This is a genomic window from Pseudocoprococcus catus (assembly GCF_019734885.1).
Classification (GTDB): Bacteria; Bacillota; Clostridia; order Lachnospirales; family Lachnospiraceae; genus Coprococcus_A; species Coprococcus_A catus.
Genome location: NZ_JAAXCM010000048.1, coordinates 51,921 through 73,107 on the forward strand (window position 1 = coordinate 51,921; position 21,187 = coordinate 73,107).

Sequence of the window (21,187 nt, forward strand, 5' to 3'; positions counted from 1 at the left end):
CACCTACTTAACAGCGTAAATCATAAAATGATCGATGACCTGATGATCTTTGCCATGCTCGTCCTCAAATCTGCTTCTGTCCACTTCTGTTTCCAGACCTTTAACCCCCATCTCAAGCAGCAGATTGATGTCCCACTGAGGACGTTTTTCTCTGCTGAGAGGCAAATCTCTTGCCACATTGTTGATAATATTTACATCCACATTCTCGATATATTTATGTTCATCGCCATGATGGATCTGTCGGATCTCATATTCCTGACGATATTCCTCATCATAATAATGCAAATAATAATTGCCGTCGTAATTCAGAATACAGCCGCCCTTTTTCAGTACACGCAGCCATTCCCTGTATGCCTTTTCCGGATGCTCCAGATTCCATGTGAGATTTCTCGTAACGATCATATCAAAGGTTTCATCTTCAAAAGGCAGCTTCTGGGCATCTCCCTGAACAAACTCCGCTGTTACACCGGCAGAAGCCGCGTTCTGCTTTGCCTGATTAAGCATTCCGTCAGAATAATCAAATGCGGTCATCTGACAGCCCCTCTGACCAAGCATCATTGTAAAAAAACCCGGTCCGCATCCAAGATCCAGCACTTTGGGATTGTCCGCCTTTGGAAGATATTTGTCCAACAGCGTCTTCCAGTAAGTCCCCTCTTTCTGTGCATCCTCCATCTCTTCCATAACAGACTTGGAATAACCATCCGCACGGGTATTCCAATAAGATCTGATTGTCTCAAGCTGTTCCATATGTCTTCTCTCCATTCTGTTTTCCGGCAAAAAGTAAAAAGAAAAGCATTCCCGTTTCAAATAATGAAAACAAGGAATGCTTCGTACATTCTATCTATAGTTATCCCATCCGGATAACCTTCTGCCATTTCATTTCGTCTCATCTGTAAAAAAATCATCTGCCCGCTTCGTACCGGCAATTTCAATAAAAATATCATATCACGCAGCAGTACTTTTGTCAATTAACGTGCTTATACGTTTTTAACATAGAGTCATTAAACATAAAAAGCAAAGACAAACCAGGGATCGTGATAATCCACCAGGCTTTCGTCATCAATGCTTTATCAGACAATGACAACAGACTTCCCCAGGAAATCTGTTCACAATTTATTTACTCATGCGGTTGTCGTGTTTCCTCCACCGTATATTCCTCAATTTCTGTCTTTGTCACCTGTTTGATATGTTTCTTTTTCAGACGCAGATATACGAATTCCCGAAAAATAGTATAAAACACGGACAACAGCGGAATAAAAACAAGCATACCTACAATTCCCATAAGGTTTCCACCGATCGTAACTGCTGCAAGAACCCAGATTGACGGAAGCCCTACCGATTCACCCACAACATGAGGATAGATCAGATTTCCCTCAATCTGCTGCAGCACCAGAAATACTATAATGAATAAAATCGCCTGTTCCGGACTTACCATAAAAATTAAAAAGCTTCCCACTGCACATCCGATGAAAGCCCCGAAAATTGGGATCAATGCGGTAAATGCAATCAAAATCCCGATCAAAAGTGCATATGGCAGCCTCAAAATACTCAATATAACAACAAACATACAGCCGAGAATCACGGCTTCCAGACACTGACCCGCAAGAAAATTTGCAAATGTCCGATAAGTCAGAGAACAGACTTTAAGAAAAGCATCTGCTTTTTTCCTTGGAAGAAAAGCGAAAATTACTTTTCGGATCTGCACGTGCAGCTTCTCCTTCTGAAAAAGAACATAACAGGCAAATGAAAATGCAATAAAAAAGGTTGCCAATCCACTGACTATGGAACCCAATGCTGACATTGTGGTATTCATCATATTTCCTGCACCGTTTCCAAGAAAGCTTATCCCCCACTTGATTGCCTGATCCGGATTAAACTGTACCTGATCTACCAGCTTCATGACTTCCTGGTTATTATGAGAAAATTCCCGGATCCAGCTTTGCATCTGCGGAATAAAATCAGCGATGCTCACCATCAGAGTTCCCAATGTCCGCGTAAGCTGCGGGATCACGCCAAACATTACCAGTATGATCACGCCAACCGCAAATGCAATCGTAAGGAGCAGGCTTATCGGTCTTGCCAGTTTTACGACTATCTTATTTTCTTTTTTTACTCTTCCAAAAATTTTCTTTTCCAAAAAGCTCATTGGCACGTTGGTCACAAATGCGATTGCTCCGCCAAGTACAAAGGGAAATAGGATTCCCCATATTGCTTTCAGCACATCGAGCACCACATCAAATTTCCACAGGGCGACCACAAGAAGTGCTGTAAACACAATAAGCTCCCGGATTTTTTTTATAGTAATTTTACTTAAATCCACTATTGTTCTCCTCTTTTTTTAATTTGTTGAATCATTACATAAAATACTGTAATCCAAAAGACGTCTTTGTGCCAGATCTGCCACATCAATTGCAGTTGCTGTGCTCCTTTGCCAGATACTGCTTGTCAATTCGTTAAAAGCGTGCTATAGTATTTTTATAGTTAGCTATGACTAATCAGTATTATTCTGAGCAATTACACATACAACTATCTATATATTTCATACTCAGAGATTGGAGGTCTGATATATGAATCTGAATATATTTTATGGTATTTTAATTCCTTTTCTCGGCACATCCCTCGGTGCCGCCTGCGTATTCTTCATGAAGAATACCTTAAGTGACAAAATCCAACGGGCATTAACCGGTTTTGCCGCTGGTGTTATGGTGGCTGCATCCGTATGGAGCCTGATCATTCCTGCCATTGAACAATCCGCATCCATGGGAAAGCTGTCTTTTCTTCCCGCGGCCATCGGTTTCTGGATCGGCATCCTGTTTCTGCTGCTCTTAGATCACATCATTCCCCATCTGCATCAGAACAGCGATCAGGCTGAGGGACCGAAAAGCAAACTTCAGCGCACAACCATGATGGTTCTGGCTGTGACGCTGCACAATATCCCGGAGGGTATGGCCGTGGGTGTCGTCTACGCCGGTTATCTCGTAGACAGCACAACCATCACCGCCGCCGGTGCACTGGCATTATCCCTTGGCATCGCTATCCAGAATTTTCCGGAAGGCGCCATCATATCCATGCCCCTTCGCGCCGAAGGTATGAAGAAAAGCAAAGCCTTTGTGGGCGGTGTCCTCTCCGGTATCGTGGAACCTGTCGGCGGCATTTTGACAATTCTGGCTGCCCATTATATTATTCCGGCCCTGCCTTATCTGCTGAGTTTCGCCGCCGGCGCTATGCTCTATGTTGTCGTCGAAGAGCTGATCCCTGAGATGTCCCAGGGACGCCACTCTGATGTGGGCACCCTGTGTTTTGCTGTCGGATTCAGTCTGATGATGATCCTGGACGTGTCTCTCGGATAAAAATTTTTCGTTAACAGAAAATTTCAAATACAAGAATCATCAACGGCATACTGATGATTGAAAAAAGTGTGGTCAGCACATAAAACAGGCTGGCCTCTGCACTGTTCTTATCATAAAGCTGTGCCATGGAAGTAACTGTTGCACAGGCCGGTGTGACACATGCAAGAAAGACAATCAGTAGCAGATTCTTTCCGTCCGCGATCCAATCCGTCAAATCCAGCACTTTGAACACAATAAGTACGACAAGAGGATAGATAAACAATCTGAGCAAAACAGCCAGATAATTTCTTTTTTCCATGAATATTTTTTTGAATGGAATTTCAGAAATTGCCATACCTGCTAATAGCATACCGATTGGCCCGATCATTTCTGCCAGCATATCAATCGTTCCGCCAATCACATCCGGCAATTCAATCTTTGTGATAAACAGAAATGCACCAATGCAAATTGCTACAATGTTAGCATTCCAAAATATTTTCTTTAAGGAAAGTCTTTCTTCACTGCACATTCTATGCCTGCCATGTGTCCAGATCAGAATCATCTGAACAGCCAGAAAACTGCAGGAATAAATAACATACTCTGTACCAAGAAGCGCCTTGACCAGCGGAACAACCAAAATACCGCCATTCGTATAAACCGTCGTCAGTTCTTCAACCATATCAAGATGTAGCGGCCTTTTTAAAATTGCTGTGAGGATTAAAAAGACAATATGGGCGATCACTGCTGCCACAACCGTAAAAATCAATCCTTTCAGTACCTCCGGTGTGTATTCAATCTGAAATGAATTGATAATCATACATGGAAGCACCAGATACACAAGCAGGACGGAAATACTCTTACTGTCGGAAACCTTCAGCAGACCGATCCTGACCATGATGAAACCAATTATAAGGATAATAAATAATTTTACAATTTGTTCTGTTAAAATGAGACTTACAGTCATAAAATCCACTCTCCTATTCTATACTATTCTATAATAAAAAGCAAGTCAGCATACGCCGCTTGCTTTTTCATAGACCTCTCTCTTTTTCTGAAGCAGATTATAGTCCCGTAAATTTTATTTGTCAATACATCTCGCAAAAATTTCACTTATTATTTTTAGAACAATTTATCCATCTGTCGAACATTTCCTTCATTCCGCTGTCTTTATACTCAAATCTCTGCATCACCGTTCTCAGATGACCATTGTATAAAAATTGATATAGTTCTTCAACTTTTCATCAGGATTCATCCTTACGCCTGCAGTAAGTCGTCCATCACTTCTTCCACTGTTTCTATCTTCTCAGCCCGCCAGGCTTCAGCGCCGCAGAATAATAGTGCTTCATCGACTTCACCCTTTGCCGCATGGAGCAGAGACTCCGTAATGCAATACGGAATTTCCGAAGGCTTGCAGCCCTTCATGCAGAGCAGGCATTTCTTCGGTGATATCCTTTCACCGGCCATCACCCGCTCCATAAAAGGATTCATAATGGCCCTGCCAGGCATCCCCACAGGACTTTTCACAATCTGAATATCTTCTTTATTTGCCCGGATATAAGCTTCTTTATAACGAATATCTGCATCACATTCTTCTGTCGTTACAAAACGCGTTGCAACCTGAATGCCATCCACTCCAAGGCTAAAAGCATGCTTTGCCGCTGCTCTGTCATAAATGCCGCCGGCCAGTACGACCGGAATTGAACAGCCGTATTTCTCACCATATTTTCTGACAACAGCCATGATCTTTTTCACTTCATCATCATAACTTTTTTCGGCATATTCTTTATCATCATATTCAGCATATTCTGCCAACTGTTCACGACTAAAACCGAGATGCCCACCGGCTTTCGGTCCCTCGATCACCACAAGATCCGCTGTACGATGATATTTTCTGTCCCAGTATTTCAGGATGACCGCCGCCGAACGTTCTGTTGATACAATCGGTGCAATCTTGGTCTGACTTTCTGCTGCCAGTCCCGGCAGATCAAGGGGCAGTCCCGCACCTGAGATGATCAGATCCGCACCGGCTTCCACTGCCGCCCGGACATGGCCTTCATAATCTCTCAATGCAGTCATGATATTAAAACCGATGATCCCATCCGGTGCAATTTCCCTTGCTTTGGTCAGTTCTTTGCCGATGGCCCTTCGGCAGGCTTCCGCCGGATATTCTTCAAAATCCGGCTCCCGAAAACCAATCTGGGCTGTCGAGATCACACCGATGCCTCCGGCTTTCGCCACTGCCCCGGCCAGCCCTGACAGACTGATGCCGATGCCCATGCCGCCCTGAATGATGGGCTTTTTGGCTGTCAGATCACCGATTTTTAACTCTGGATATGTCATCATAATGCTCTGAACCTCCGATATCTCATCTCTGCAATTTCATCACCCGTCATTGCCAGCTGTTTTCTGAAAAATAATTTCATACATCTGTCCATTTTCAGTGTCAGTTCCGGCAGTGTCTCTATGGTGAGATCTTCCGGTTCTTCAAAAACACGCTCCACCATGCCATGTTTTTGAAGATCTGCCGCCGTCAGCCGCATCACAGCTGCCGCCTCCTTTGCTTTATGGCTGTCCTTCCATAGAATACTTGCAAAACCTTCCGGTGATAAGATTGAATAAATAGAATTTTCAAGCATCCACACCTCATCTGCCACCGCCATAGCAAGGGCACCGCCGCTGCCGCCTTCCCCGATGACAATGGACAAAATCGGCACTTTCAAACCTGACATTTCAAAAAGATTTCTTGCAATGGCTTCTCCCTGCCCACGCTCCTCTGCTTCCATACCGCAGAAAGCCCCGGGAGTATCTACAAAACAGATGACCGGACGGCCGAATTTCTCTGCCTGCTTCATTAAACGCAGGGCTTTTCTGTAGCCCTCCGGTGACGGCATGGCAAAGTTACGCAGGACATTCTCTCTTGTATTGCGTCCCTTTTCCTGGGCAATGACAGTCACAGGCATTCCGTGAAATCTGGCGATACCGCCTACAATGGCCGGATCATCCCCAAAATACCTGTCACCATGCAGTTCTGTAAAGTCCGAAAATAAATCTTCTATATATTCTGTGCCGACCGGTCTTTCCTTCTTTCTGGAAGCCAGAACCCTGTCCCAGGCAGATTTCTTTTCATCTTTTTTCGCAATGGATAATTCTTCACTTATATTCAGATCCGGATTCTCAGATGACTCTGACACTTCCTTATAGTTTCTGAGTCTTTGTTCCGCCTCGGGATTTTTCTCATGCAGTGACAGAAGATGCTCCAGACGATTCTTCAGGTGTTCTCTTTCTACAATCTGATCAATAAAACCATGCTCTAACAGGAATTCCGAACGCTGAAAACCCTTCGGCAGCTTTTGTCCGATGGTCTGCTCAATAACTCTTGGTCCCGCAAAACCGATGAGTGCATTCGGTTCTGCCAGAATAATATCCCCAAGCATAGCAAAGCTCGCTGTAACACCGCCGGTTGTGGGGTTTGTAAGAACCGAGATATAGAGCTGTCCCGCATCATGATGTCTTTTTAAGGCGGCAGATGTTTTCGCCATCTGCATCAGAGAATGGATACCTTCCTGCATTCTGGCTCCGCCGGAGCAGGCAACAATGATCACCGGCACCTTTCGCTCTGTGGCTTTCTCAATGGCTCGTGTCAGCTTTTCACCAACAACTTTGCCCATGCTGGCCATCATAAAATGACTGTCGCACACAGCCAGTACCACTTCATGACCGCCAATCCTTGCAAAACCTGTAGTCACCGCTTCATCAAGGCCTGTCTTCTCACGAAGAGCTTCAACTTTATCTTCATAGCCTTTGTAATGCAGCGGATTTCCGGATGTAAGGCCTGTATCCCATTCCTTAAAACTTTCTTCATCCGCCAACATCTCGATGCGGCGTCTTGCCGGTACACTAAAATAGTTGCCGCATTTCGGGCAAATATACTGATTGCCAATAATACTTTCTGCCAATACCACTGCTCTGCAGGCATTGCATTTGCGCATCAGCCCTTCAGGCACCTCCGGTGATGACTCCCCGGAGTTTTGAACATTGGCCTTCCTGTTTGTCAATGTAATGTAATTTTTCTGATTGGTCTTTTTAAACATATTTCCAAGCTTCATTGTTCATCCCTCCTGTCACTTCACCGGCTTTTTGCATTGCCCGGCATCATCATGCTGCAAAACATCTTACCCTTCAGCTGCATAACGATGGTTCAGCAATTGTTCCTCTTTATCTGCAATAAATTCGATATCAAAATCACCGCTCTGATAATCCGGATCATTTAATATCTCATATTGATAATCCACATTGGTATCAATGCCCTCAATAATCACTTCTCCCAGAGCGCTGCGCATCTTTGTGATGGCTTCATTTCTGTTTTTCGCAAATACGATCAGCTTCGCCAGCATATTGTCATAATACGGCGGTACTTCATAACCGCTGTAAATGGCTGAATCAATACGTATGCCTTTGCCGCCGGGAAGATACATATCTGTGATTCTTCCGGGACACGGCCGAAAGCCTTTATAGGGATTTTCCGCGTTGATACGGCATTCAATAGCATGCCCTGTCAGCTTCACATCCTCCTGGGTGTAGGACAGTTCCCGCCCGTCAGCAATACGGATCTGCTCCTTGATGAGGTCAATCCCTGTTACCCACTCTGTTACCGGATGCTCCACCTGGATTCGGGTATTCATTTCCATAAAATAAAAACGTCCTGTCTTTTCAAGCAGGAACTCGATAGTTCCGGCGTTCACGTATCCCGCTGCTTTTGCAGCATTCACTGCCGCCTCTCCCATCTTCTGACGCAATGCATCACTCATAATGGCACAAGGTGATTCTTCAATCAGCTTCTGGTGATTTCTCTGGATGGAACAGTCACGCTCGCCCAGATGGATCACATGACCGTAATTGTCCGCCAGAATCTGGAACTCAATATGCTTCGGATGCTCCACAAAGTGTTCCAGATACATAGTATTATCGCCAAAAGCTGCCATAGATTCCTTCTGGGCTGTCATAAAAGCATTTTCCAGTTCATCCTGATGATAAGCCACACGCATGCCTTTGCCGCCGCCGCCAAGAGCCGCCTTGACAATGACCGGATACCCCACTTCTTCTGCAATGGCCAATGCTTCTTCTGCATGATACAAGGGTTCCTTGCTTCCCGGGATCACCGGTACCCCTGCCGCGATCATCGTATTTCTGGCATTGGATTTATTGCCGAGTTTGCGGATGACATCTGCGGTTGGTCCGATGAAAATAATATGACACTGCTCACATAAAGCTGCAAATCGATCATTTTCTGACAAAAATCCGAATCCCGGATGGATGGCATCTGCTCCTGACACAATGGTGGCACTGATGATCTGTTCCATATTCAGATAACTCTCCGAAGAAGGCGCCGGGCCGATACAGATGGCTTCATCCGCCAGCTGTGTATGCAGGGCTTCCTTATCTGCTTCCGAATAGACAGCCACCGTCTCTATGCCCATTTCCCTGCAGGCCCGGATGATACGCACCGCAATTTCCCCGCGATTGGCAATTAAAACTTTTCTGATCATCTTTATTCCCCGATTGCCAGTGTCAGCTCCGCCTTGACAGCCACTTCACCGTCCACAGAGGCAATGGCCTCGCCCACAACAACAGGTCCTTTCTGACGAATAATTCTTGCTTCCAGTTTCAATTTATCTCCCGGCACAACTTTTCTTCTGAAACGGCAGTTTTTGATACCGCCGAAATAACCAAGCTTGCCTTTATTCTCTTCCTGCATCAGCACAGCCACTGCACCCACCTGAGCCAGGGCTTCGATGATCAATACCCCGGGCATCACCGGTTCCTGCGGAAAATGCCCTGCAAAAAAGTCTTCTCTGTATGTCACGCATTTATAGCCCACAGCATATTCGCCGGGTTCATAATCTTCGATATAATCCACCAGCAAAAAAGGATGTCTGTGCGGAAGAATCTCTTTAATCTCATTAATTCCAAGATATTTCATTGATCTAACTTCTTTCTTATATATTACAAAATCAGTTCAGCACTTATCTGCACAGCCCAGGCAATTCTATACAACCTAGGCAATTCTGAACAGCGGCTGGCCATATTCTACCATCTCGCCGTTTTCCACAAGAATTTCAGCCACTGTGCCGTCAAAATCACTCTCAATATCATTCATCAGCTTCATGGCTTCCACAATGGCTACCGTCTGACCTTTTTTCACCGTATCACCCACAGCAACATAAGGGGCTGCATCCTCAGCAGGTGCGGCATAAAATGTCCCCACCAGCGGTGATTTCACAAGAAAGCCTTCCTGCTCTGCCGGTTTTGTCCCGGCTGCCTTTCCCTCTGAATCTGCTGAAGCTACTGACATTGCTGATGCTGCAGCTGTCTGCATCGGCATCACTGATTGGCTGACACCGGCCGCCGGCAATGTCTGTACCGCTGTCACTACTTCTTTTTCCTTCTTCAGATTCAGACACACACCCTCTGCTTCATATTTAAAACCCGTCAGTTCTGAATCTGACACGGCCCGTATCAATTTTAAAAGTTCATCTAATTCCATTTTTACACCTGGCCTTCATACTTCTTGAAAAGAAGAGACGCATTATGTCCGCCAAACCCGAGGGAATTGCTGATGGCATACTGAATATCTTTCTCTACAGGTCCATCAATGGCATAGTTTAAGTCACAACCCTCGCCAAGTTCTTTCGTTCCGATAGTCTGGTGGATAAATCCCTCTTCAATAGCCTTCACTGAGACAATACTTTCCACCGCACCGGCAGCACCCAGAAGATGACCGATCATGGATTTCGTCGAATTGATGACAAGATTTTGGGCATCCTCGCCAAAAGCTTTCTTAATTGCCTTTGTCTCAAAAAGGTCATTGTGATGGGTACCTGTACCATGGGCATTGATATACTGTACTTCAGATGGAGCAATACCTGCCTCTTCCATAGCCAGTTCCATAGCTTTGGCGGCACCGCTGCCGTCCTCTGCAGGGGATGTGATATGATAAGCATCGCCTGTAGCACCATAGCCCACCAGCTCTGCATAAATATGGGCACCTCTTGCTTTGGCATGCTCTAACTCTTCCAGTACCACTACGCCGGCACCTTCACCAAGAACAAAACCGCCCCTTTCCTTGTCAAAAGGAATGGATGCACGATCCGGGTCCTGGGCTGTGGTTAAAGCTGTCAGTGCTGTAAAACCTGCAACCGCTGTCGGGCAGATGCAGCTCTCTGTACCGCCGGCAAACATTACCTCCGCATCCCCATACTGGATAGCGCGAAGAGCATCACCGATACAGTTTGTTCCTGTGGCACAGGCTGTCACCACATTAGTACACTTGCCTTTTAAACCAAGCTGGATTGACACATTGCCTGCCGCCATATTGGAGATCATCATCGGTACAAGCAGCAGATTCACTCTGCCCGGGCCCTTTGTCTCAATGGTCTGGCAGGCTTTTTCAACCTGCTGCAGACTTCCCACACCGGAACCGATGATCACGCCGCAGCGATAAGGATCTTCTTCCTCAATATTAAAGCCGGCATCCGCGCAGGCTTCCTTTGCTGCTGCCACCGCATACTGTGAAAAGGTCTCCATACGCTTCGCTGCCTTGAAATCCATCAGCTCCTTCGCTGAAAAATCCTTGACCTCTGCTGCAATTTTTACTTTATAATCTGTGGTATCGAATTTGGTAATCGATCCGATACCATTTTTCCCTTCCTTGACATTCTTCCAGAAAGTCTCTACGTTATTGCCGATAGGTGTCACTGCACCCATACCTGTAATCACTACTCTGCGCTTTTCCATCATTTTCTCCATTCTGAAATCTATCCATATCACCTATATAAGCAATCCGCCTACATGACCATACCGCCGTCCACGTGCAGCACCTGTCCCGTTATGTAAGCCGCTTCATCCGACACCAGAAAGGCTGCCGCATTGGCCACATCCTCTGCCTGTCCGAAGCGCTTCAGCGGAATCTGCTTCATCATCTCATCCTTCACTTTATCTGCCAGATCTGCCGTCATATCCGTTTCAATCATTCCCGGAGCAATAGCATTCACCGTAATGCCTCTGGAAGCCAGTTCTTTGGCTGCGGATTTTGTCAGGCCGATGACACCTGCCTTGGAAGCTGAATAATTGGCCTGTCCTGCATTGCCGGCCACACCCACGACAGAAGCCATATTGACAATCCGCCCATAGCGCTGACGCATCATCTGTCTGGCTGCGAAACGGATACAATGGAAGGTGCCTTTCAGATTCACATCGATAACACTGTCAAAATCTTCTTCCTTCATGGCCATCAACAGTCCATCCTTCGTGATGCCTGCATTATTGATCAGAAAATCAATCCGGCCGTATTTTTCTGTCACTGCCTTGAAAAAAGCTTCACAGGCTGTAAAATCACTGACATTGCACTGAAAAATATCCGCCCTGCCGCCTTCATCTATGATTTCCTGCTGTACAGCCGTAGCCTTGCTTTCTGAACCATTGTAATTAATAATCACTGTCGCACCGCAAGCTGCCAGTTTTTTGGCAATGGCCCGTCCGATACCTCTGGAAGCACCGGTCACAACTGCTGTCTTCCCGTCAAATTTTCCCATTTCGTTCTCCTGTTTCTATCCACATCAGATGATTAATTGTCTAAGTTCTTCAATGACTTTCTGTGCATCTTCCACCGTATTCACTGTATAAACTTTTGCATTACGGTTGATCTTTCGCATAAAACCTGCCAGTGTCTTTCCCGGTCCGATTTCAACAAATGTATCCACGCCATCGGCGATCATTCGCTCCATAGAGGCCTGCCATCTGACAGAGGAAGCTACCTGTTTTGCCAGAAGAGCTCTTGTTTCATGAATATCGGTGACATATTCCGCTGTGACATTGGTCACATAAGGGATTTTCAGTTCTGACCACTGCATATCTGCCATCTCCTGATCCAGCGCTTCGCCGGCCGGAATCATCATCGGTGAATGGAACGGTCCGCTGACATTGAGCATGACGCATCTTCTGACACCGGCTGCTTTTAATGCTTCCACCGCCTGCTCCACCGCCGCTTTCCTGCCGGTAATAACAATCTGTCCCGGGCAGTTGTAGTTGGCAATGCTCACATCCTCAATCGGTGCCAGACATTTTTCAATCAGCTCTGTTTCTGCACCGATGACTGCCGCCATGGCACCTTCGCCTTTCGGCACGGTATTCTGCATGAGGATGCCCCTTTTGCGTACAAGACGAATGGCATCTTCCGCTGTCATACCGCCGGCTACTGCAATGGCACAGTATTCACCTAGGCTCAGGCCTGCTGTCACATCCGGGTGAAGGCCTGCATCTTCTAAAACAGCTGTCATTGCCAGACATGTGGTGACCATGGCCGCCTGTGTATATTCTGTCTGATCTAATAAATCATTCTCTTCAAAGCACAATGCTTTCATATCTATATTTAAAATCTCTGAGGCTTTGTCATACATCTCTGCCGCCAGAGGGCTGTATGCATAAAAATCTTTGCCCATTCCCGCTTTCTGGGCACCCTGTCCCGGGTAAATAAACGCTATTTTATTCATAATATTTTCTCCCAAAGCATTCTTCTGTCTCTCTCACCAGTTTCCGGATCAGATCATAACAGCTCATCACTTCTTTGACCATGGCGGCACTCTGACCGGCCATGACACTGCCATTCACAACATCCCCCTCCACAATGGCTTTTCTAAGTCCGCCGAGAGTGAGAAGTTCCAGTTCTTCAAATCCCGCACCGGACTTTTCCAGTTCCAGATACTTCTTCGTCATCTGATTTCTCAATGCTCTGACAGGATGTCCTGCTGTTCTTCCTGTTACACGGGAATCGATATCTTTTGCCTTGATAATGGCTTTTTTATAATTCTCATGGACCTGTGATTCCTCTGTTGCAACAAAGACTGTTCCCAACTGAACCGCTTTAGCCCCCAGCATAAAGGCTGCTGCCATGCCGCGGCCATCTGCGATACCGCCGGCTGCGATCACCGGAATCTTCAATGCATCAACAATCTGAGGCACAAGAACCATTGTTGTATTCTCTCCAATATGGCCGCCGGCTTCACAGCCCTCAGCCACCACTGCGTCTGCGCCGCAGCGTTCCATTCTTCTTGCAAGTGCTGTGGAAGCCACCACCGGGATGACTTTCACACCGGCTTCTTTCCACATCTGCATATATTTCTCAGGGCTTCCGGCTCCGGTTGTTACAACCTTCACGCCTTCTTCCACAATTACTTTTGCTACTTCATCCGCATAAGGACTCATCAGCATAATATTGACCCCAAAAGGTCTGTCTGTCAGCTTTCTCGCTGACCGGATCTGTTCACGCACCCATTCTGCCGGTGCACTGGCTGCGCCTATCAGTCCAAGTCCACCGGCATTTGATACGCCGGCTGCAAGATGATACTCAGCAACCCAGGCCATGCCGCCCTGGATAATCGGATATTCTATTCCAAGTAATTCGGTTACTTCCGTCTTCATATTACAACCTCTTTCTGTCTGTTTTGATGTCTGTCTTTTCCGTCAATACAGCATTCTGTTTCCCTGCTGTTATTTTTATTCTGCTGTTATCATATCTTTATTAATTCTGATGAGCTGTCAGATAATCCACCACATCACCGATAGTCTTTAAGGTGCCCATGGAATCTGCATCGATTTCAACACCGAATTCATCCTCGAAATTCATGACCATATCCATCAGGTCAAGGGAATCTGCACCAAGGGATTCAAATGTTGTCTCTGCATTCAGATTACCAGCTTCTACTCCAAGCCCTTCTGCTACAATTGCGATTACTTTCTCTAACATAATTTTGTTCTCCTTTTCGTTGATATATATTTTTATTTTTTATTATGTAACTGTTCAGAGCTAACCTCCAAAATGCTACGCATTTCGTCGGTGTGGCGTATCCGCCAAATAAAATTTCAAAAACAGTCTTAAAAATGCAAGCATTTCATACCTGTTTTTTGAAATTTTGCTTGGCTCTGAACAGTTACTTTATTATTAACCATTTCAATGCATAACTTCTGTCTGTACCCCATCCGAAGATGAAATACATCCCGCATCTGATGATGCCTGCCGCCCTGAGACGAATGATGTCTCACCGCTTCAGATTCGAATTATGCATGCCACTCCATATAGACAGCGCCCCATGACAGACCGGCACCAAAACCGGCCATAATGATTTTCTGTCCATCCTTAAGCTGACCGCTTCTGTTCATCTCATCCAAAAGAATCGGTATACTGGCAGATGATGTATTGCCGCATTCCGCGATATTCATCGGGAACTTCGCGATATCCGATTTTAACCGTCTGGCAATGGCTTCAATGATCCGCTCATTGGCCTGATGAGTGATAAACCAGTCAATATCTGCCTCTGTGCAATGCATCTGTGTCATCAAAGACTTTGCCATCTCCGGCATCTTTCTCACCGCAAACTTAAAAACTGCCGTGCCGTCCATATCAATGTAGGTCTTTCGGTCTGTTTCCTTCTGCTGCCAGTCATTCTGCACGCGGCTCTCGCAGGCCAGTACATGACCCATGGTGCCATCAGAGCCTGCAACCGAAGGATAAAGCTCTCCTTCTTCTGCCCGGACAACGGCCGCACCGGCACCGTCACCAAACAGGATACAGCTGCTTCGGTCCTCCCAGTTATTGATGGCTGACAGCGTCTCGCTGCCGATGAGCAGAATTGTCTGATACAGCCCCGCCGCAATATAAGCCTGAGCCGTCTGATAAGCAAAGACAAATCCGCTGCAGGCTGCACTGAGATCAAAGCAAACTGCCCGGTCTGCCCCTAAAGCCGCCTGAACCTGAAAAGCCACACCGGGAATCACAGCATTCGGCGTAATGGTGGATACCAGAATCATATCGATTTCCTCCGGTAGCACATGGCCATTCTCAAGAGCCCGTCTTCCGGCCTCCACAGCCATACTCACCGTGGTCTCGTCTCCGGATGCGATGTGTCTCCGGACAATCCCAGTCCGTTCGCGAATCCATGCATCACTGGTCTCAACAATCTTCGCAATATCATTATTATCGTAATATTTCTCCGGCAAATAAGAACCCGTGCCGCATATCCTGCCTCTCATAGTTCATCTCCATCTGTCAAATGACTCTCTTGAATTTTAGTTTTAATATAAAATCTTTTTGATTTAAAATAATTTGATATTCAAATCTTTTGATACTATAACATAATTAGCAGAAGTTGGCAAGTAGTTTTTTGATAAAAAAGAAAAGTGCGGTTTCCAAATACATCAAAGAGTTTCAAAAAGAGCTTATTCATTACAGGCCGCTCCCGCTGCCAACGCTCGGTAGTGGTACATAAGGCAGTACAAAACACTGCCTAAGTACCAACCGGCGTTGAAGCACCTATAATGAATAAGCTCTTTCCGAAACTCTTATAAGATGTTATTCTAACCGCACTTTATTATTCCCTACTTAAAAACTCACATAAAAGCGACTCTGCTTTATCCCTTTCCACTGAAGAAAAAGGATGTTGTGATACTTGTTGCCATTTTCTTACCTCAAATCAAAAACTGATTAACCTCTTCCTTAGATAAATCTGCTAGTTTCTTTCCTTTTTCCCTTGCATATTTTGAAAGTTCCAATAAATTAACATGACAAGATGGTGCATTAACATATGGGTTCGGTGTTTCATAATAACTTTTGCTAAGTACAGCTTTTTTCATAAATTCAGGCCTCAATTCTCTCCTCTTTTCTGATAGCGTTCTATCAAACACTGGTGCTCTTTACTTTCCTTATCATAATTAATTCCCACAAGTAAAATATCTCCAGTATAAGCTGTAATCGAATCAGGATATTTTCGTTCTTTAATCTGATGTAATGCTGTTACGGCCTTTTTATTCCACTTCAATTCAATTACCAGTGCAGGATAATCATCAATATATTCCGGTTTCGGTATATAAACAAAATCAGCAAATCCTCTACCTGTCGGCAATTCTCGAACTGGCTTAAAATAATAGGCCATCGAACTTAAATAGGCAATTGTCAGCACACTGCTGAGTGAATTTTCATCATTATATTGAATCACAGATGTATAATCTGAATGGATTTTTTCAATTTCAGCTGCTACTCCCTTTTCATTCATATCTAGAGTTGCTTCCAACAATTTCATCGAAGTCTGTTGAAATTGAATCATTTCATCCCACTTTCTGCGCTTGACAGCCTTGATCAGTTCCATGCGCACTTCTTCATTCGGAATAAACGCTCTCTCCCTATCCTGGTCATAAGCCAAATAACCAAGATGAATCAAATAAGTCAAAACATCGTCCCGGCAATAGAAATTGTCCATATCATTCTGGAATGTCCCAACATCAACTTCTATTGCATTACCCGCCAGCATTTCTATAATAGCCGTTTTCAATCCGTCAAAGTCCATATTAATCAATGGTACAACCGCTTCATAGGAGCCGGTCTCAGACCAATAGCTTCTGAATTTATCTTTCAGCATCACACTGACAACCGCTTTTGGATTATAAACCTGATATTCTTCCAGTAAGTACCCATCATACCATCTCTTAACTTTTTCAAAGTCTCTATGGTATTTCTGACAAAGTCCCTTCACTTCTTCTTCAGTAAAGCCGACATAAGGAGCCAAAGTGCTGGCATCCAGCATCGTAAATTCATCAAAATTATTGAGTGCCGACTGTGTACGTGCCTTTTTAATCGGCAAAATTCCCGTCAGATAGGCAAGCTGAATATACTTTGTCGGTTCCGTCCCTTTAAACAGTCCCCGAAGGAAATTAATATAGTCCTCCTGAATCTTCTGGTTCACTGCCATATCTCTAATCAAAACATCCCACTCATCAATGATAATGACAAATTTCTTTCCTGATGCAGCATGAATGCGAGACAATGCTTCAGGCAAGGATTTTATATGATCAGGCAGTATACTCGGGTAATACATTCTAAGCTCACTGATTGTCTTCTCCACAATATATGAAAGAACATATTCCGGTCCGCCGGCCGGTTCCATGCACCATTGAACATCAAGATGAATGACATCATACTGATTCAGATGCTTTTTAAAATCAGGGCTTTTACTAATTTCCAAATCAGCAAAAATAGTCTCAGAATCACAGCCTTTGCTATAGTAAGCCGTCAACATATTGGCTGTAATTGACTTTCCGAATCTTCTCGGACGACTGTTGCAAATATATGCCTGCAATGTTCCTGTTACTTTATTGGTATACTCAAGCAAACCCGTTTTATCAACATAAATACTGGAAGCCAATGCAACTCTGAACGCATCATTTCCCGGATTTACAAAATTCCCCATCCGTGCACACTCCTTTCCTGCATTTTCTTTTCAAAATCTCTGCCAAATTATACTGTCTTAATCATACCATATCGTATCTATTTTCTCAACTTACACATTATAGCAAATATCAGTTTTTCAATAACTAAGGCTTGAATAGCCAACCATGCCATTCAAGCCTTATCAATTCAATATTTAACTCTGCCTATTTGGAAATACTATCCAAAAAATCAGCTATTTTCTGCCATTCTTCTCCGCCCACTGCAAGTTCATATGAAAGACCGTTGCACTCTACGATGACTGCATCGCCTTTATCAGATGCTGTTTCAGTAAAATCACTGCTGGAAAAATTCAATGTATACTCACTACTTGTTATACTATCAAAAAAAACCTCGGAATACTTCTCATCTGTTGGATTCTTCAATCCACCGCACATTTGATTAAATGCTGTGATCTTCTCTTCATCCTCAACGACTTTATTCTCAAGAAGATTACCTGTTTCATTATCCTTTAATACAATTGTCATTTCATTCTTCGCAGATGTCTCTTCAGATGCAGTGATTTGTGTACTGCTTGTTTCGCTGTTCGTTGCCGTCGTATTTGTCTCTTTACTGCACCCGGATATCGCAAATATACATAACAATGCCACTAAAATGATTCCCTTAGATTTCATCGTATCACACCTTTCCCTTTCCGATTATTTTTTATTGCCGTTTTCTTTTCACATTATCTCATCAATTCAACAATGTTACACAATAATTTTAGCATGTCCCCCCCCCCGGAAAAACAACTTAAGAAATCCTTACATTCCCTTTATTTTATAAATTATCAATCTTATGCATTATTTCTTTTATCATTTTCAAACCACAATACAAAATCACACCTTCAAGAATTATTCGTATATAAGTATCGATAGAATACGAATACAAGAATATTTTATAAATTGCATTATTATACCCCCATTGACGAATAGTATATATCCGCCCCATAAAAAGACCAATCCACACTTCAGTCCATAGAAAATATACAATTAATACTATCGAAAATATCCTCATTGTTCTTTTCATACTTCCACCCCTATTTCCTGACACATATTCTATTTTGCCTTATTCCAAAACAATTTTACCTTCTAAATAGTCATCTTCAAACTTTTCAAAACTTTTCAATATATCTGCTGCCTCAGCCTTTTTTAATTCATCCCATTGCAAATTGCCGTATGCACTAAAATCCTTATCTGACAAATCGACCTCATACTCATGCAATGAACTATATTTATAACCTTTTGTTGCCATATTAAGATAGCCGGTATTGTATACATCTATTGCTATGTTGTAATCAGCAGTTTTGTGATAGTACATATATGCATCTGCAGTGCTGGACAGCTCTTTTTGTTCCTTCTTATCTTCCGAAGCTTCTTTATATAATATTTCCACTTCTATTTCAGACTCCGAAGCCAAATCATTTGTCTCTACTATAGTTTTCCTTGATTGTTTGAAAAAGTTTTTCCCTATTACCGCACCCAAAATGACAAGAATCAGAACAACAATTAATATAGATTTTTTCCCCATAACACATTTCCTCGCAAATCTCATTCTTCAAAATCAACTTTATTTGTACATTTATCATATCATTCCGTAATTATATTGTCAATGTTTATATTATTTTTCACAATATATAGATTTAAAACAAATATATGCTATAATAACACATAGAAAGGAATTCCAATTTATGAATAAAAACGAAGAAGCAATGATTACCAAGCTAAAAAGGTCAACCACCGAAGTTTTATTGTTGAGTCTTCTCTCACAACATGATATGTACGGATACCAGTTGACAGCAGAAATGAAACATCAAAGCAACGGCTTATGCAATTATAATGAAACGACCTTTTACCCTATCTTAAACAGACTCCTGAATCAGAATATGATTAGTATGACACGTATAATTACTGACCAGCAGCGTGTTCGTGTCTACTATCATCTCGAAGAATCCGGAAAAGAATACTATGAAGATCTAAAAAGAGCCTGCCGACTCTATATGAATACAGTAAATAAAATATTATCATCAACGGAGGATGCCAATAATGAATCAGACAATTAATATCCGTCCAAAAGATATTCGTCATTATCTCAAAGATATCAAAAAACAGCTTTTATTAACTCATTCCAAATCAGAAACAGCCTCAATAATTGAAATGCTTCAAACAAGTATCAACGAATTCATTGAAGATAATCCCACTGCTACTATGGAAGATTTAAAAACACATTTTAGCGATTACACTTCCCTCAATGATATGGAATTGTATAATATTGATTCAAAAATACTTGAAGAAAAATTAAATTATTCAAAAACAATTAAAAGAATTGCAGCTGTCATTCTTTTTCTAGTTATTTTGGCTTTTATTATATATGTAGTTTTATACGTGAAATCCTACATTGATGTTCAAAATGCAATTCCTGCCTACGAAGTTATCGAAATAAAATAAAAAATCAAATACATCAAGCGGCTATCTACCACAAACGATTAGATAGCCGCTTAATAATATCCTTACATTATTTGATTTTCTCTATAACCACTTCTTCAGAAATTCTGAGCCATTTTCAATCATACATCTATAATGAACAGATTCTTTATCCCGATAATTCCAGTCAAACATAAAGAATCCATCTCCATGAAATTCGATTGTCCCGCAAACATTACCATCCTTTAAGAATTGGATAATACAACGTTCATTACTCTCTTGCATATTGTATACTGGCTTTGTATGGATATTTTTTAATTTCAATTGACTGATATCGTGGGCTAACTCATCGCCATTATAAGCATACTCATTAGAATCCGTTAGAACTAATTCGCTGTCCACAACCTGCCACTTCTCAACTGAAATCCGATCAATATCTCCCTCTTCGATTATGTCTGCAATACGTTTCCCCGATATATGATTTTGTGCAAAAAGTAATACGACCACAATGGCACCACATAACACGATCAACACGCTTAGCATACGTTTTTTCATCAATTCACACCTTTCACCTCTATCGTCAGATAGGATGCCTTTCCATTCGTCAGCATAATCGCTCCCGTGATAAATGTCTCATTTTCCTTATTGGAAGTGGGTGCCACTGTTACCTCATATGTGTATGCGTCTGCTGCACCTGCCTTTTTGGTGAGCCAGATGTCTTTTGATACAATATCTGAATTGTACTTTTCTGCCAGTTGCATGCATTGAATAATTGTTCGGTTGTCAATCATACTTTCGATGCATTCATCTGTCATGATTTCCCCATATTTGTCCTTGAAATACTGTTCCAAACCACCAACGGAGGCGATTCCGGATTCACCGGTCTGATCTCCCACCGCTTCCGCCGTAAGTCCCAAATAGGTATTCTGATATTCCTGAACATCCTGCACGCTGCAACTTAGGAAGCTTTCAAGTATTGCTTTCACACTTTGTTCCGAATGGCTATCGTCTTTCTGACACCCCATTACAGCCATTACAGTTATCCAAACCGCTGCCAATAATATCACTCTTATTTTTTTCATTCTTTCCGTACCTGTCACTTTGGATCTATATTTTCCAAGCCC

The 21,187-nt window shown here is 43.3% G+C and carries 22 protein-coding genes and 1 pseudogene; 3 read left to right on the top strand and 20 right to left on the bottom strand.

Translation table 11 applies throughout. From position 1 onward, the window contains the following. Window positions 1-3 precede the first annotated feature (3 nt). Window positions 4-762 carry a class I SAM-dependent methyltransferase gene (locus HED67_RS13705; protein WP_221718651.1) on the bottom strand — a complete coding sequence of 253 codons (759 nt, stop codon included), beginning with the start codon at window positions 760-762 and terminating at the stop codon, window positions 4-6. A 355-nt stretch (window positions 763-1,117) separates the two neighbouring features. Then, window positions 1,118-2,320, bottom strand: a complete 1,203-nt coding sequence (locus tag HED67_RS13710) for an AI-2E family transporter (protein ID WP_221718652.1) — start codon at window positions 2,318-2,320, stop codon at window positions 1,118-1,120. Between the two features lie 247 nt (window positions 2,321-2,567). Between HED67_RS13710 and HED67_RS13715 the strand changes: the two genes are divergently transcribed. Continuing rightward, window positions 2,568-3,350 carry a ZIP family metal transporter gene (locus HED67_RS13715; protein ID WP_221718653.1) on the top strand — a complete coding sequence of 261 codons (783 nt, stop codon included), beginning with the start codon at window positions 2,568-2,570 and terminating at the stop codon, window positions 3,348-3,350. A 10-nt stretch (window positions 3,351-3,360) separates the two neighbouring features. On the opposite strand, the gene HED67_RS13720 is transcribed toward HED67_RS13715, so the two are convergent. The 16 genes and pseudogenes from HED67_RS13720 to HED67_RS13795 form a co-directional block, all read right to left on the bottom strand. Further along, window positions 3,361-4,293: an AEC family transporter gene (locus HED67_RS13720; protein WP_221718654.1), complete on the bottom strand. Its 933-nt coding sequence runs from the start codon at window positions 4,291-4,293 to the stop codon at window positions 3,361-3,363. A 290-nt stretch (window positions 4,294-4,583) separates the two neighbouring features. Further along, window positions 4,584-5,672 (bottom strand): NAD(P)H-dependent flavin oxidoreductase, encoded by a 1,089-nt coding sequence (locus tag HED67_RS13725; protein WP_221718655.1) that lies wholly within the window; start codon window positions 5,670-5,672, stop codon window positions 4,584-4,586. Then, a complete protein-coding gene (accD, locus tag HED67_RS13730) occupies window positions 5,669-7,435 on the bottom strand; it encodes an acetyl-CoA carboxylase, carboxyltransferase subunit beta (protein ID WP_221718656.1) in 1,767 nt (588 codons plus the stop codon). The genes HED67_RS13725 and accD overlap by 4 nt, the downstream gene beginning before the upstream one ends. A 66-nt stretch (window positions 7,436-7,501) precedes the next feature. After that, the gene (locus tag HED67_RS13735) at window positions 7,502-8,875 is read right to left on the bottom strand and encodes an acetyl-CoA carboxylase biotin carboxylase subunit (RefSeq protein WP_221718657.1); all 1,374 of its coding nucleotides are present in this window, start codon (window positions 8,873-8,875) and stop codon (window positions 7,502-7,504) included. Between the two features lie 2 nt (window positions 8,876-8,877). Then, entirely contained in the window at window positions 8,878-9,309 is a 432-nt protein-coding gene (gene fabZ / locus HED67_RS13740) for a 3-hydroxyacyl-ACP dehydratase FabZ (RefSeq protein ID WP_221718658.1), read from the bottom strand. 75 nt (window positions 9,310-9,384) lie between these two features. Continuing rightward, a complete protein-coding gene (gene accB, locus HED67_RS13745) occupies window positions 9,385-9,873 on the bottom strand; it encodes an acetyl-CoA carboxylase biotin carboxyl carrier protein (RefSeq protein ID WP_221718659.1) in 489 nt (162 codons plus the stop codon). A gap of 2 nt (window positions 9,874-9,875) precedes the next feature. Further along, a complete protein-coding gene (gene fabF / locus HED67_RS13750; protein ID WP_246612243.1) occupies window positions 9,876-11,126 on the bottom strand; it encodes a beta-ketoacyl-ACP synthase II in 1,251 nt (416 codons plus the stop codon). A gap of 47 nt (window positions 11,127-11,173) precedes the next feature. Next, window positions 11,174-11,920, bottom strand: a complete 747-nt coding sequence (gene fabG, locus HED67_RS13755) for a 3-oxoacyl-[acyl-carrier-protein] reductase (RefSeq protein WP_221718660.1) — start codon at window positions 11,918-11,920, stop codon at window positions 11,174-11,176. 24 nt (window positions 11,921-11,944) lie between these two features. Then, complete coding sequence (fabD, locus tag HED67_RS13760; RefSeq protein WP_221718661.1) at window positions 11,945-12,877, bottom strand: ACP S-malonyltransferase; 933 nt, start codon at window positions 12,875-12,877, stop codon at window positions 11,945-11,947. Next, window positions 12,870-13,823, bottom strand: a pseudogene (gene fabK, locus HED67_RS13765) (enoyl-[acyl-carrier-protein] reductase FabK); the annotation flags it as partial. The gene fabD and the pseudogene fabK, both read right to left, overlap by 8 nt. 82 nt (window positions 13,824-13,905) lie before the next feature. Then, window positions 13,906-14,130, bottom strand: coding sequence for an acyl carrier protein (locus HED67_RS13770; RefSeq protein WP_178439767.1), 225 nt, complete (start codon window positions 14,128-14,130; stop codon window positions 13,906-13,908). Between the two features lie 311 nt (window positions 14,131-14,441). Then, entirely contained in the window at window positions 14,442-15,413 is a 972-nt protein-coding gene (locus HED67_RS13775) for a beta-ketoacyl-ACP synthase III (RefSeq protein ID WP_221718663.1), read from the bottom strand. Window positions 15,414-15,848: 435 nt separating this feature from the next. Then, complete coding sequence (locus HED67_RS13780; protein WP_215631583.1) at window positions 15,849-16,013, bottom strand: hypothetical protein; 165 nt, start codon at window positions 16,011-16,013, stop codon at window positions 15,849-15,851. Window positions 16,014-16,024: 11 nt separating this feature from the next. After that, complete coding sequence (locus HED67_RS13785) at window positions 16,025-17,623, bottom strand: AAA family ATPase (protein ID WP_221718664.1); 1,599 nt, start codon at window positions 17,621-17,623, stop codon at window positions 16,025-16,027. Between the two features lie 184 nt (window positions 17,624-17,807). Further along, window positions 17,808-18,275, bottom strand: a complete 468-nt coding sequence (locus HED67_RS13790) for a hypothetical protein (RefSeq protein ID WP_221718665.1) — start codon at window positions 18,273-18,275, stop codon at window positions 17,808-17,810. Window positions 18,276-18,708: 433 nt separating this feature from the next. Next, window positions 18,709-19,170, bottom strand: coding sequence for a hypothetical protein (locus HED67_RS13795; RefSeq protein WP_221718666.1), 462 nt, complete (start codon window positions 19,168-19,170; stop codon window positions 18,709-18,711). Window positions 19,171-19,330: 160 nt separating this feature from the next. Here HED67_RS13795 and HED67_RS13800 point away from each other — a divergent pair, with 160 nt between their 5' ends. Further along, entirely contained in the window at window positions 19,331-19,702 is a 372-nt protein-coding gene (locus HED67_RS13800) for a PadR family transcriptional regulator (protein ID WP_178441606.1), read from the top strand. Then, window positions 19,686-20,087 (top strand): hypothetical protein, encoded by a 402-nt coding sequence (locus tag HED67_RS13805; RefSeq protein ID WP_178441607.1) that lies wholly within the window; start codon window positions 19,686-19,688, stop codon window positions 20,085-20,087. Before HED67_RS13800 ends, HED67_RS13805 begins: the two co-directional genes overlap by 17 nt. Before the next feature lie 81 nt (window positions 20,088-20,168). Here the strand turns inward: HED67_RS13805 and HED67_RS13810 are convergent, their stop codons facing one another. Then, on the bottom strand, window positions 20,169-20,618 hold the full coding sequence (locus HED67_RS13810) for a hypothetical protein (RefSeq protein WP_221718667.1): 450 nt from the start codon (window positions 20,616-20,618) through the stop codon (window positions 20,169-20,171). Further along, window positions 20,618-21,145, bottom strand: coding sequence for a hypothetical protein (locus HED67_RS13815; protein WP_221718668.1), 528 nt, complete (start codon window positions 21,143-21,145; stop codon window positions 20,618-20,620). Before HED67_RS13815 ends, HED67_RS13810 begins: the two co-directional genes overlap by 1 nt. Window positions 21,146-21,187 lie beyond the last annotated feature (42 nt).

Excerpts from the sequence above, each read along its gene's own strand:
- HED67_RS13705 (WP_221718651.1), bottom strand. The coding sequence starts at position 762 with ATGGAGAGAAGACATATGGAACAGCTTGAGACAATCAGATCTTATTGG.
- HED67_RS13715 (WP_221718653.1), top strand. The coding sequence starts at position 2,568 with ATGAATCTGAATATATTTTATGGTATTTTAATTCCTTTTCTCGGCACA.
- HED67_RS13720 (WP_221718654.1), bottom strand. The coding sequence starts at position 4,293 with ATGACTGTAAGTCTCATTTTAACAGAACAAATTGTAAAATTATTTATT.
- HED67_RS13725 (WP_221718655.1), bottom strand. The coding sequence starts at position 5,672 with ATGATGACATATCCAGAGTTAAAAATCGGTGATCTGACAGCCAAAAAG.
- accD (WP_221718656.1), bottom strand. The coding sequence starts at position 7,435 with ATGAAGCTTGGAAATATGTTTAAAAAGACCAATCAGAAAAATTACATT.
- HED67_RS13735 (WP_221718657.1), bottom strand. The coding sequence starts at position 8,875 with ATGATCAGAAAAGTTTTAATTGCCAATCGCGGGGAAATTGCGGTGCGT.
- fabZ (WP_221718658.1), bottom strand. The coding sequence starts at position 9,309 with ATGAAATATCTTGGAATTAATGAGATTAAAGAGATTCTTCCGCACAGA.
- accB (WP_221718659.1), bottom strand. The coding sequence starts at position 9,873 with ATGGAATTAGATGAACTTTTAAAATTGATACGGGCCGTGTCAGATTCA.
- fabF (WP_246612243.1), bottom strand. The coding sequence starts at position 11,126 with ATGATGGAAAAGCGCAGAGTAGTGATTACAGGTATGGGTGCAGTGACA.
- fabG (WP_221718660.1), bottom strand. The coding sequence starts at position 11,920 with ATGGGAAAATTTGACGGGAAGACAGCAGTTGTGACCGGTGCTTCCAGA.
- fabD (WP_221718661.1), bottom strand. The coding sequence starts at position 12,877 with ATGAATAAAATAGCGTTTATTTACCCGGGACAGGGTGCCCAGAAAGCG.
- HED67_RS13770 (WP_178439767.1), bottom strand. The coding sequence starts at position 14,130 with ATGTTAGAGAAAGTAATCGCAATTGTAGCAGAAGGGCTTGGAGTAGAA.
- HED67_RS13775 (WP_221718663.1), bottom strand. The coding sequence starts at position 15,413 with ATGAGAGGCAGGATATGCGGCACGGGTTCTTATTTGCCGGAGAAATAT.
- HED67_RS13780 (WP_215631583.1), bottom strand. The coding sequence starts at position 16,013 with ATGAAAAAAGCTGTACTTAGCAAAAGTTATTATGAAACACCGAACCCA.
- HED67_RS13785 (WP_221718664.1), bottom strand. The coding sequence starts at position 17,623 with ATGGGGAATTTTGTAAATCCGGGAAATGATGCGTTCAGAGTTGCATTG.
- HED67_RS13790 (WP_221718665.1), bottom strand. The coding sequence starts at position 18,275 with ATGAAATCTAAGGGAATCATTTTAGTGGCATTGTTATGTATATTTGCG.
- HED67_RS13795 (WP_221718666.1), bottom strand. The coding sequence starts at position 19,170 with ATGGGGAAAAAATCTATATTAATTGTTGTTCTGATTCTTGTCATTTTG.
- HED67_RS13800 (WP_178441606.1), top strand. The coding sequence starts at position 19,331 with ATGAATAAAAACGAAGAAGCAATGATTACCAAGCTAAAAAGGTCAACC.
- HED67_RS13805 (WP_178441607.1), top strand. The coding sequence starts at position 19,686 with ATGAATCAGACAATTAATATCCGTCCAAAAGATATTCGTCATTATCTC.
- HED67_RS13810 (WP_221718667.1), bottom strand. The coding sequence starts at position 20,618 with ATGAAAAAACGTATGCTAAGCGTGTTGATCGTGTTATGTGGTGCCATT.
- HED67_RS13815 (WP_221718668.1), bottom strand. The coding sequence starts at position 21,145 with ATGAAAAAAATAAGAGTGATATTATTGGCAGCGGTTTGGATAACTGTA.